9 protein-coding genes are annotated in these 11,902 nt (G+C 72.1%); 8 read left to right on the top strand and 1 reads right to left on the bottom strand.

What is annotated here, in order from left to right; all coding sequences use genetic code 11:
- The first annotated feature begins 300 nt into the window (after positions 1-300).
- The 7 genes from O7603_RS30875 to O7603_RS30905 all read left to right on the top strand — a co-directional run bounded on the left by O7603_RS30875 (position 301) and on the right by O7603_RS30905 (position 8,357).
- Positions 301-1,638, top strand: a complete 1,338-nt coding sequence (locus O7603_RS30875) for a cytochrome P450 (protein ID WP_281576889.1) — start codon at positions 301-303, stop codon at positions 1,636-1,638.
- Complete coding sequence (locus O7603_RS30880) at positions 1,635-2,552, top strand: terpene synthase family protein (RefSeq protein ID WP_281573226.1); 918 nt, start codon at positions 1,635-1,637, stop codon at positions 2,550-2,552. The genes O7603_RS30875 and O7603_RS30880 overlap by 4 nt, the downstream gene beginning before the upstream one ends.
- The gene (locus tag O7603_RS30885; protein WP_281573227.1) at positions 2,549-4,189 is read left to right on the top strand and encodes a prenyltransferase/squalene oxidase repeat-containing protein; all 1,641 of its coding nucleotides are present in this window, start codon (positions 2,549-2,551) and stop codon (positions 4,187-4,189) included. Before O7603_RS30880 ends, O7603_RS30885 begins: the two co-directional genes overlap by 4 nt.
- 101 nt (positions 4,190-4,290) lie before the next feature.
- On the top strand, positions 4,291-6,867 hold the full coding sequence (locus O7603_RS30890; protein WP_281573228.1) for a nitrate- and nitrite sensing domain-containing protein: 2,577 nt from the start codon (positions 4,291-4,293) through the stop codon (positions 6,865-6,867).
- A gap of 92 nt (positions 6,868-6,959) precedes the next feature.
- Positions 6,960-7,382, top strand: a complete 423-nt coding sequence (locus O7603_RS30895) for a roadblock/LC7 domain-containing protein (protein WP_281573229.1) — start codon at positions 6,960-6,962, stop codon at positions 7,380-7,382.
- 5 nt (positions 7,383-7,387) lie between these two features.
- On the top strand, positions 7,388-7,774 hold the full coding sequence (locus O7603_RS30900; RefSeq protein WP_281573230.1) for a DUF742 domain-containing protein: 387 nt from the start codon (positions 7,388-7,390) through the stop codon (positions 7,772-7,774).
- Positions 7,755-8,357 carry an ATP/GTP-binding protein gene (locus O7603_RS30905; protein ID WP_281573231.1) on the top strand — a complete coding sequence of 201 codons (603 nt, stop codon included), beginning with the start codon at positions 7,755-7,757 and terminating at the stop codon, positions 8,355-8,357. The genes O7603_RS30900 and O7603_RS30905 overlap by 20 nt, the downstream gene beginning before the upstream one ends.
- Before the next feature lie 102 nt (positions 8,358-8,459).
- On the opposite strand, the gene O7603_RS30910 is transcribed toward O7603_RS30905, so the two are convergent.
- Positions 8,460-11,312 (bottom strand): aconitate hydratase, encoded by a 2,853-nt coding sequence (locus O7603_RS30910; RefSeq protein ID WP_281573232.1) that lies wholly within the window; start codon positions 11,310-11,312, stop codon positions 8,460-8,462.
- 158 nt (positions 11,313-11,470) lie between these two features.
- On the opposite strand from O7603_RS30910, the gene O7603_RS30915 reads away from it, so the two are divergent.
- Positions 11,471-11,827: a VOC family protein gene (locus O7603_RS30915; RefSeq protein WP_281573233.1), complete on the top strand. Its 357-nt coding sequence runs from the start codon at positions 11,471-11,473 to the stop codon at positions 11,825-11,827.
- The last annotated feature ends 75 nt before the right edge of the window (positions 11,828-11,902 follow it).

An 11,902-nucleotide genomic window follows, 5' to 3' on the forward strand; every position in this document is an offset into this window, starting at 1 on the left:
GACGCTGTCCGGTGCTTTGGCCGCAGCGGGCCTTACCGATGGCTGGTCACCGGCCGCTCGCGGTGCCACCTGCGGGATTTCCATTGGCGCGCGGGTCCAGGGGGATCCCTTGTGGAGAGTGTGAGATGTGCGGTGTGAGAATTTCTCGTTGCACGTCTAGAGAAAGTTGACGCGGCAATGGCATGCTCGGCGGAACGGTCACTCCGGACAGCCGTTCAGACACGTTCCGTTGCCGAAAGGAAACCCCCGCAGGTGGCAGCGTCAGACACCACGCCGGTCCCCACTCGACAAGCAGGCGCGATACCCCTGCGCCACGTGGTGCCCGGCCTTCTCCGTGAACCGTCCCGTGCTCTGGTCGAGTTCGGCGAGCGCTCGGGCGGCGAGGTGGTGAAGCTGAACCTCGGCTCCTTCCGCCCCTACCTCATCACCCACCCCGAGCACCTGCAACGCGTCCTGCGCGAGCGGGCCAGCAACTTCGTCCGGGCGGGCGACGGACTGCAGTGGCGGCCGCTGAAGCGGCTCTTCGGCGAGGGCATCCTCAGCGACGGCGAGCACTGGTCGAACAGCCGGCACATCCTCCAGCCGCTGTTCACGGCCCGCCGGATCGACGGGCTGGTCGACCGGCTGGCCGAGGCGATCGAGGACGCGGTCGACGAGTTGGACGGGCCGGCCCGGGCCGGTCAGCCGGTGGACATGGGCACCGAGCAGGCCAGGATCGTCTGCTCCGCGATCATGCGGGTCTTCTTCGCGGACAAGATCTCCGTGCCGGACGCGATGCGCATCATGGAGGCGCAGGATGCCATCGCCTCGTCGGTGATGCCGCGCATCGCCGTGCCATGGGCGCCGCTCGCCGTGCCGATGCCGGGCGACCGGGCTTTCCGCAACGCGGTGCAGCTCATCGACGACCTGCTGCTGCCGATCGTCCGCCGGTCGCGGGAGACCGCGGAGACCGACGGCGACGACATCATCGCCACGCTGTGGCGCGGTCGTACCGAGGACGGCGGAAAGCTGGACGAGACCCAGGTCCGCAACGACACGGTCGCCATGGTCGCGACCACCACCGAGACCACGATCAGCGTGCTGACCTGGCTCTGGCCGCACATCGAACGCGACCCGAAGGTCGCCGAGCGGCTCTACGCGGAGATCGACCGAGTGGTCGGCGACGCGCCCGTGCGCCGGGAGCACCTGAAGGAGCTGCGCTACACCCGTCAGGTCCTCGACGAGCTGCTGCGGCTCTATCCGATCGGCTGGCTCTTCCCGCGCCTGGCGGTGGAGGAGGACGTCGTCGGTGGGGTGCGGATCGAGGCCGGCGCGACCCTCGTGGTCAGCCCTCTCATCACGCACCGGATGTCGGTGTTCTGGGACCGGCCCGACGAGTTCGACCCGGACCGGTTCGCCCCGGAGCGGGCCCGAGGCCGCCACCGTTACGCCCACTTCCCCTTCGGCGGGGGCCCGCACCAGTGCCTCGGCATGCACCTGTTCTACCTGGAGGCGATGCTGATCGTGGCCACCGTGCTCAGCCGGTTCCGGTTCCGCCTCCAGCGGCCCTCGGTGCCCGGCATCAAGGTGGCGGCGGCGCTCCGGCCCCGGGAACGCGTGGAGCTGACCCTCCGGCCGGTGCGGAGCGTCGCGGCATGACCCCGGGCCAGCGCTCCGCGCCGGACCCGGTCGAGGAGCAGCTGCTGGCCGCCGCGGAACAGGGCCGCATCTGCGCCCTGGCCGCCAAGGGCCAGCGGGATCTGCAGCAGTGCGCGGCGGCGTACCCCGACCTCTTCCCGGCCCGCCCGTTCGACCCGGCGCTGTTCGGCAACGTGGCGATGGCCATCGCCTTCGGCGCGCCCTGGTGCGACGAGGATCAGCTGCGCGTCACGAACCGGGCGGTGCTGTGGGGCTTCGCGGTCGACTGGCAGGTCGATTACGTGGCGAAGTCCTCGGACGAGATCGACCGTCTCGCCGCACGCTGTCTCGCGGTCGCGGACGGCGGCGTCCCCGAGCCGGACGACTCCCTCGGCCGCTTCCTGGCCGAGCTGCGCGACGAGCTGGCCACCGCGCCGGCCTTCGCGGCGCACCGGGCGGTCTGGCGCGGCGAGCTGGGCAAGGTCCTCGACGCCATGGCGCGGGAGTGGGGCTGGAAGCAGGCGGCCGACGGCGCGACCGGAGCGCTGCCCGACCTCGACACGTACCTCGACAACGCGGACAACCTGGCGTGCACGGTCGTCAACGTCGTGCACTGGATCCACGCCGGCGACCCGGCGACCCTCGCCCACCTGGACCGGCTGATCGAGGCGAGCGGGGTGGTCCAGCGGATCCTGCGGTTGGTCAACGACCTGGGCACCTACGAACGGGACCTCCGCTGGGGAGACCTCAACGCCCTGCTGCTCGTCCCCGACCGGGACGAGGTGCCGCGGCGGATCGCGGAGCTGGTCGCGCAGGCGCGGGAGCTGCTCGCGCCGCTGCGCGAGACCTGCCCCGTGCAGGCGGACTACCTGGCCCGGCAGATCGGCTTCAGCAGCGGCTTCTACAAGTCGACCGACTTCTGGGGAGCATTGTGACCGAACCCGTCCCGGGCGGTTGGGGACAGCCCGAGGTGGCCGGTGCTGCCCGCGAGCTGTTCGCCGCCATGGCACTCGATCCTTCCGGCCGGGTCACGCCGTCGGTGTACGAGACCGGGCGGGTGGTCAGCGACGCACCCTGGCTGACCGGGCACGGGCGGCGGCTGTCGTACCTGCTCGGCACCCAGCGGACCGACGGCGGCTGGGGAGCGGCCGACGGATACGCCTTCGTGCCCACCCTGAGCGCCGTGGAGGCGCTGCTCGCCAGCGCGTTGGATCCCGGCGGCGACGAGCGGGACGCCGTGCCGTCGCGCGTCGAGCTGCTGACCGCGGCCATGCGCGGGCTCACCGCCCTGCGGGGCTGGCTGGTCGACGGGCTGCCGGAGCTTCCGGACACCCCGGCCGCCGACCTGATCGTGCCGGCGCTGACCGACCGGATCAACGCCCATCTCGAGCGCCTCGGTGGCGAGCCGGCCGGCGGTCGTCTCGCCGGCGCCCTGCCGACCGCGGTGGATCGTCGGCGGTTCGCCGCGCTGGGCGCCCTGCTGGAGAGCGGCCGGCCGGTGCCCCAGAAGCTGCTGCACGCCTTCGAGGTGCTGGGGCCGGCCGCACGCGGTCGGCGGGACGTGACGCCGGTGGCCGGCGCGGTCGGTGCCTCACCGGCGGCGACCGCCGCCTGGACCACCGACCCCGCCGAAGCCGACCCGGCCGTGCTGTCCTATCTGGAGGCGGCGGTACGGCAGCACGACGGGGCGGTGCCCTGCTGCACCCCCGTCACCGTCTTCGAGCGCGGCTGGACGTTGAGCAGCCTGGCCCGGGCCGGCGTGCCGGTTCGGCCGGCACCCCGGCTGGTCGCCGAGCTCGTCGACGCGCTCGGACCGGAGGGCGCCGCGACCGGGCCCGGGCTGCCGGCCGACGCCGACACCACCTCCGCCGCGCTGTACGGGCTCGCGCTGCTCGGCCATCCGGTCGACCCGGCCAGCCTGCTCCGCTACGACGTCGGCAGTCATTTCTGCACCTGGCAGGGCGAGGACGGGCGTTCGGTCACCACCAACGCGCACGTGCTGGAGGCGTTGGGCTGGCACGCCCACCACGCCCCGGGAGGTGCGGCCCGGTACGGCGAGCGGGTCGCCGCCCTGGCGGACTGGCTGCGCGAGCAGCAGCAGCCCGACGGCAGCTGGACCGACCGCTGGCACGCCTCGCCCTTCTACGCCACCTCCTGCGCCGTGCTGGCGCTGGACGGTCACGCGCCGGCCGGGACGGCCACGTCCGCGGTGGACCGGGCCGTCGACTGGATCGTCGCCTCCCAGCGCCCGGACGGGTCGTGGGGACGGTGGACGGGCACCGTCGAGGAGACCGCGTACGCCCTGCACGTGCTGCTCGGCGCCGCCCGCCGGCCGCGTCCCGGTGTGCGTGACGCGGTGGCCCGGGGATTGGCGCACCTGGCGGCCGCGGACGGGCGGTCGGTGCACCCACCACTGTGGCACGACAAGGATCTCTACACGCCGGTGCTGATCGTGCGGGCGGCCGTCATCGCCGTGTGGCAGCTGGCGGTCACGAGGTCCGACCTGGCCGCGGCGGTGGGCGAGGACGCATCGGCGGCGGCGACCGACGGGCCCATGATCAGGAGCGCTTGAGTGATGCTGCGGACGCTGCTAGCGTGCGCCGGGGTCAATACGTGCGCTTCCGCACGGCGTACTGACTGACGGATCACACAGGCCATGCCAGGGACGGTGTAATGGGTTCCCGCAGCTCGAATCTGCGTACCAAGGTCGTTGCCCTGCTCGTGTCCCTGGTGGCGCTCTGGGGGTTCACCGCCTGGGTCACCATCCGGGACGGAGTGAACCTGCTCGGCGTTCAGGCCTTGGACACCAAGGTCTTCAACCCCACCGAGCCGCTGCTCCTGCAGTTGCAGTTGGAACGCCGGACGTCGCTGGCCCTGCTCGGTCGCCCCGATGACGAGCAGCGTGCCGCGCTGGCCGAGATCCGGCCGCGCACCGACGAGCTGGCCGTGGACTTCAAGGAGTCCGTGGACAGCTGGCAGGTGGACGCGCTGGGCAGCGGCACCCTCGACCGGCGGATCTCCGACCTGATCGGCGGTCTGGACCGGCTCGCGGAGACCCGTGCGGCCGTCGACGCCAAGACCATCGACCGGGCCGAGGCCGGCGCGGCGTTCACCGCGCTGATCGAGTCGATCTACCGGGTCTACGACGCGCTCGGCAACCTCGACGACGACCAGGTCGCCGAGGACACGTCCGCGCTGATCGGCCTCAACCGGGCCCGCGAGCTGCTGTCCCAGGAGGACGCACTGCTCGCGGGTGTGCTCGCGGCCGGCCGGCTGACGCCCGCCGAGCAGGCGCAGTTCACCCGGATCGTGGGTGCGCGGCAGTTCACCGCCGACCAGGCGCTGGTCCGGCTACCCGTCGCCGACCAGCAGCGGTACGCCGAGATGTCCGGCGGCCCGACCTTCCGTCAGCTCACCGACCTGGAGACCCGGGTCATGCAGAGCGACGGCACCCGCCCGCCGATCAACGCGGAGGCCTGGGACGAGGTCAGCGGTCCCGCGCTCACCCAGATCGCCGACACGGTGCTCGCCGGCGGTGACGACGTCGTCGACCGGGCCGCCCCGGTGGCCGTGGGCGTCATCGTCCGGCTGGTGCTCGCCGCCGGTCTCGGCCTGATCGCCGTCATCGCCTCCATCATCGTGTCGATCACCACCGCCCGGGCGCTGGTCCAGCAGCTGGAGCGGCTGCGTCAGGCCGCGTTCCGGCTGGCCAACGAGCGGCTGCCCAGCGTCGTCGAGCGCCTCGGCCACGGCGAGGAGGTCGACGTCGCCAAGGAGGCCCCACCGCTGGAGTTCGGCACCGACGAGATCGGCCAGGTGGGTAAGGCGTTCAACGCGGTCCAGGAGACCGCCATCCGCACCGCCGTCGAGCAGGCCGACCTGCGCCGCAACGTCCGCGAGGTCTTCCTCAGCCTGGCCCGGCGCACCCAGGCGCTGGTCCACCGCCAGCTCACCCTGCTGGACGCGATGGAGCGGCGCGAGCAGGACGCCGAGGAGCTGGAGGACCTGTTCCGGGTCGACCACCTCGCCACCCGCATGCGGCGTAACGCCGAGAACCTGATCGTGCTCTCCGGCTCGACGCCCGGCCGGGCCTGGCGGCGCAACGTGCCGATGGTCGACGTGATCCGGGGCGCGGTCGCCGAGGTCGAGGACTACACCCGGGTCAACGTGCTGCCGCTGGGCCGGGTGTCGCTGGCCGGCCGCGCCGTCGGTGACATCATCCACCTGCTCGCCGAGCTGATCGAGAACGGTCTGTCGTTCTCCCCGCCGAACACCACGGTCGAGGTGCGCGGCCAGATGGTGGCCAACGGCTTCGCCATCGAGATCGAGGACCGGGGTCTCGGCATGACCGCCGACGACCTGGCCGCCGCCAACCACCGCATCGTCGACCAGTCCGAGCTGAACCTCGCCAACGCCTCCCGGCTCGGCCTCTACGTGGTGAGCCGGCTGACCGAGCGGCACGGCGTCAAGGTGCAGCTGAAGGAGTCCGCGTACGGCGGCACCACCGCGGTCGTGCTGATCCCGATCGAGCTGGTCACCGACGCCGGGGACGACCCGGAGGTCTCCGGCGGGTTCGCCGCCGGCACGCCGGCGAGCCCGGCGGCCGGTGCCCCGGCCACCCAGGGCGCCGGGACCCCGGCGGCGGGCACCCCGGCCGCGCCGGCGACCCCCGTTCCGTCCGTGGAGCAGCCGCCGGCGCTCCCGGCGGCGCCGGTCGCGCTGGCCGAGCCGCCCGCCCTGCGCGGGCCGGAGTCACCGGTCGCGCAGGCCGACGAGAGCGCCGTCGGAGACGCCCTGCCCACCCGCGCCCGGTCCGGACCGGACGGCGAGCAGGGCCTGCCGACCCGAGCCCGGCGCCTGCCGGAGCAGCAGGCGGCGCTCGACGGGCCGACGTTCCCGACCGGCCTGCCGACGGCCCTGCCCCGTCCCGGCGCGGACGGCACACCGGACGCGGGGGCCGAGCGCCGCCCGCTTCCGGCGCGGACCGATTCGGCCCAGACCGACTCGGGCCTGCCGGTCCGGGTCCGGCAGGCGAACATTGTGCCCGAACTGCGTGATGATCCCGCCGCGACGGTCGCTGATGACGACGAGGACACCGTCCGGCCGCCGGAGCAGGTCCGGCGAATGATGAGCTCGTACCAGACCGGGACACGGCGGGGTCGGACGGACGCCGCCCGGCTGCTGGGCGGCGCCGATGCGGGGCCGGAACCCGGCCCCGGCGCGGAGCCCGACGAGCAGCAGGCGACCTGACCTGTGCCGGCGGTGCGGGACACCCGCTCGCGACGGAACGGTCAGCCCCACACGAAATCGGCGACATCCGCCGGGGGAGAAGAGGACGACGAGTGGCCCAGAAGACGGCATCGAGTGCCGACCTGACGTGGTTGCTGGACGATCTGGTCGGCCGGGTGAAGCAGGCCGAGCACGCGGTCGCGCTGTCGACGGACGGCCTGTTGATGGCCTCCTCGCAGGGGCTCAGCCGGGACGACGGCGAGCACCTGGCCGCGATGGCGGCCGGGATCCAGAGCCTGGCCCGGGGAGCGGGCAAGCGGTTCGGTGGTGGCCAGGTGCAGCAGACCATCATCGAGATGCAGTCCTCGTTCCTCTTCGTCACAGCGGCCGGGCGCAACGCCTGCCTCGCGGTACTGGCCAGTGAGGACGCCGACGTCGGGCTGATCGCCTACGAGATGGCGATGCTGGTCACCCGGGTCGGCAAGCACGTCGCGTCGCCGACCCGCACCGCCGAGCAGCCGACCGGCGAGAAGTAGCCGCGATGACGGTGCAGGGGGAGTCCGCGGAGCATCAGTGGGTGGACGACCATGCCGGGCCGGTGGTGCGTCCGTACGCGGTCACGCGCGGCCGGGCCCGCCCGGTCACCGGCACGTTCGATCTGATCTCGCTGGTCACGGCGACCCGTGCAGACGTGGGCGCGGAAATCGGCCTCGGGCCGGAGCACGTGGCGATCGTCGGGCTGTGCCAGCGCATGCAGTCCGTCGCCGAGATCGCCGCCCACCTGGACCTGCCGGTGGGCACCATCCGGGTCCTGCTGGGTGATCTGGCGGCTCGCAACCTGGTCCAGGTCCGCGAGCCGCGCACCTCGGCCGGCCTTCCCGACAACAGTGTTTTCGAGGCGGTTATCAATGGACTACGGGCACTCTGAGCGGCCGGCGGGAGCGACCCCACTGCCCACCGCGATCAAGATTCTGGTCGCTGGCGGCTTCGGCGTGGGCAAGACGACCATGGTCGGCGCGGTCAGCGAGACACGCCCGTTGCGCACGGAGGAGGTGCTGACCGAATCCGGCGTCGGCATCGACGACCTCTCCGGGGTGGAGAGCAAGACCACCACCACGGTCGCGATGGACTTCGGCCGGATCACCATCAGCGACGACCTGGTGCTCTACCTCTTCGGTACGCCCGGCCAGGACCGGTTCTGGTTCGTCTGGGACGAGCTGTCGCTCGGGGCGATCGGTGCGGTGGTGCTCGCGGACACGCGGCGGCTGGCCGACTGCTTCCCCTCCATCGACTACTTCGAGGGGCGGGGGACGCCCTTCGTGGTGGCGGTGAACTGCTTCGAGGGGGCACGGCAGTACCGACTGGACGAGGTGCAGGCTGCCCTGAACCTGGACCCCGGCGTGCCGGTGCTGCTCTGCGACGCCCGCCAGCGGGAGTCGAGCAAGGAGGTGCTCATCACCCTGATGGAGCACGCGATGAAGACCCGGGACGCCCGCCGCCGCGGCGAGTGACCACACCGTCCGGGTCGGCGCGACCAGCGGCCGGCCCGGTCCCCGCGCCAGACACGAGAAGGCCCCTCCCGGTTTCCCGGGAGGGGCCTTCTCGTCGGTACGTCAGCTGGCGATCATCCGGCGCAGCACGTACTGCAGGATGCCGCCGTGCCGGTAGTAGTCCGCCTCACCGGGAGTGTCGATCCGGACCACCGCGTCGAACTCGACGCCGGTGTCGGTGGTGACCTTCACCGTGCGCGGGGTGTCGCCGTCGTTCAGCGCGGTCACCCCGGTGATGGAGAAGGTCTCCGTGCCGGTGAGCCCCAGCGACTCGGCGTTCGTGTCGACGGGGAACTGCAGCGGCAGGACGCCCATGCCGATCAGGTTCGAGCGGTGGATCCGCTCGTACGACTCGGCGATGACCGCCCGGACACCGAGCAGCATGGTGCCCTTGGCCGCCCAGTCCCGCGACGAGCCGGAGCCGTACTCCTTGCCGGCCAGCACCACCAGCGGCAGGCCCGCCTCCTGGTAGGCCACGGAGGCGTCGTAGATCGAGGTCTGCTCGCCGGTCAGGTGGTTGACCGTGAAGCCGCCCTCCACACCCGGGACCAGCTGGTTGCGCAGCCGGATGTTGGCGAAGGTGCCCCGGATCATCACCTCGTGGTTGCCGCGGCGGGAGCCGTACGAGTTGAACTCGTGCCGCGCCACGCCGTGCTCGGCCAGGTACTTGCCGGCGGGGGAGTCGGCCTTGATCGAGCCGGCCGGGGAGATGTGGTCGGTGGTCACCGAGTCGCCCAGCTTGGCCAGGACGCGCGCGCCGGTGATGTCGTCGACGGCCTTCGGCTCCCGCTGCATGCCCTCGAAGTACGGGGGCTTGCGCACGTAGGTCGAGTCGCCGGCCCAGGCGAAGGTGTCGCCGGTCGGTGTCGGCAGCGACTGCCAGCGCTCGTCACCGGCGAAGACGTCGGCGTACGCGGAGCTGAACCCGGTGGCGCCGATCGCCGAGGCGATGACATCCTGGATCTCGGCGGTGCTCGGCCAGAGGTCGCGCAGGAAGACCGGCTGGCCGGAGCTGTCCTCGCCGATCGGCTCGTTGGCCAGGTCGATGTCCATCGTGCCGGCGAGCGCGTACGCGACCACGAGCGGCGGGGACGCCAGGTAGTTCATCTTGACGTCCGGGTTGATCCGGCCCTCGAAGTTCCGGTTGCCGGAGAGCACCGAGACGACCGCGAGGTCGGCCTCGTTCACGCCGGCGGAGATCTCCTCGGGCAGCGGGCCGGAGTTGCCGATGCACGTGGTGCAGCCGTAACCGACCAGGTGGAAGCCGAGCTTCTCCAGGTACGGGGTCAGGCCGGCGCGCTCGTAGTAGTCCATGACGACCTTGGACCCGGGGGCGAGCGTGGTCTTCACCCACGGCTTGCGGGACAGGCCCCGCTCCACCGCGTTGCGGGCCAGCAGGGCCGCGCCGATCATCACCTGCGGGTTGGAGGTGTTGGTGCAGGAGGTGATCGCGGCGATCACCACGGCGCCGTGGTCCAGCTCGAACTCGGTGCCGTCGGCACCGGTGACCCGGATCGGGTTGGTGGCCCGCCCGCCGGCGCCGACCGCGGCCGTCTCCAGGTCGCGCGGCTCGTCGGCCGGGTCGCTGTGGTCGTTGGCCGGCGAGTCGCTGGCCGGGAACGACTCGGCGCTGGCCTCGTCGGCCGGACCGAGCACCCCGTACGGCGGGTTGGTGCGGACGCCGCCGCGCGCGTCCGCGTCGGTGCCGGTCTGGTCGTCGGCCACGTAGTCCTTCAGCGCCGAGCGGAACAGCGTCTTGGCGCTGCCCAGCGGCACCCGGTCCTGCGGGCGCTTCGGCCCGGCCAGGGACGGCTCGATGGTGCTCAGGTCGAGCTCCAGGCGCTCCGAGTACTGCGGCTCCGCGTCCGGGTCGTGCCAGAGGCCCTGCTCCTTGGCGTACGCCTCGACGAGCGCGACCTGCTGCGGGTCGCGGCCGGTCAGCTCCAGGTAGCGGACGGTCTCGGCGTCGATCGGGAAGATCGCGACGGTGGAGCCGTACTCCGGCGACATGTTGCCGATGGTGGCCCGGTTGGCCAGCGGCACGGCGCTCACGCCCGGCCCGTAGAACTCGACGAACTTGCCGACCACGCCGTGCTTGCGCAGCATCTCGGTGATGGTGAGCACCAGGTCGGTGGCGGTGGTGCCGGCCGGCATCTCGCCGGAGAGCTTGAAGCCGACGACCCGCGGGATCAGCATGCTGACCGGCTGGCCGAGCATCGCGGCCTCGGCCTCGATGCCGCCGACGCCCCAGCCCAGCACACCGAGGCCGTTGACCATCGTGGTGTGCGAGTCGGTGCCGACCACGGTGTCCGGGTACGCCTGGCCGTTGCGCTCCATGATCGTGCGGGCCAGGTACTCGATGTTGACCTGGTGCACGATGCCGGTGCCCGGCGGGACCACCTTGAACTCGTTGAACGCGGTCTGGCCCCAGCGCAGGAACTGGTAGCGCTCCTTGTTGCGCTCGTACTCCAGCTCGACGTTGCGCTGGAACGCGTCCTCGCGGCCGAACAGGTCGGCGATCACCGAGTGGTCGATGACCAGCTCGGCCGGGGCGAGCGGGTTCACCTTGGTGGCGTCGCCGCCCAGGTCCCGCACGGCCTCACGCATGGTGGCCAGGTCGACCACGCACGGCACGCCCGTGAAGTCCTGCATGAGCACCCGCGCCGGGGTGAACTGGATCTCCACGCTCGGGTCGGCGGTGGGGTCCCACGCGCCGAGCTGCTGGATGTGGTCGGCGGTGATGTTCGCGCCGTCCTCGGTCCGCAGCAGGTTCTCCAGCAGGATCTTCAAGCTGTACGGCAGCCGGTCGTGGCCGTCCACCTTGTCGATCTTGAAAATCTCGTAGCTCGCGTCTCCGACGCGCAGCTGGGTCTTCGCACCGAAGGTGTCGAGGCTCGCCACGTCGTACTCCTTCACACCAGCGACCGTGAGTAGTCCTGAGCAGTCTGTCGCACCGGTCCGGGTGCTGCCGAGGTTAGGCAACACTTACCCGCGTCCCGCGCTCAACAAAACCGTACGTCCGTCTTGCTATTCGCGCAACCTCGTGCCATCGTCCGGTACGAGGAGGTGCCATCATGATCCACCACGTCCAGCTCGCCTGCCCCCGCGGCTCCGAACCCGCGTCCCGGGCCTTCTACGTCGGCCTGCTCGGCATGACCGAGAAGGCCAAGCCGCCGGTCCTCGCGGCCCGCGGCGGTTGCTGGTTCACCGGGTACGGCGCCGAGCTGCACCTCGGCGTCGAGGACGACTTCCGGCCCGCCCGCAAGGCCCACCCCGCGCTGTTCCGCCCCGACCTCGACGAACTCGCCGCCCGACTCGCCGCCGCCGGCGTGCCGGTCACCTGGGGTGACGACGAGCTGCCCGGCATGCGCCGATTCCACACCGAGGACGCGCACGGCAACCGCCTGGAGTTCCTCGCCCCCATCGCCTGAGCCGGCCGGCCGTGCGCCTCGCGTCCCGTGTGCTGGCCACGGCACGCGCCCCGCCGGACCGGTCCGCCGCGGGTA

Source organism: Micromonospora sp. WMMD812, from assembly GCF_027497215.1.
GTDB lineage: Bacteria > Actinomycetota > Actinomycetes > Mycobacteriales > Micromonosporaceae > Micromonospora.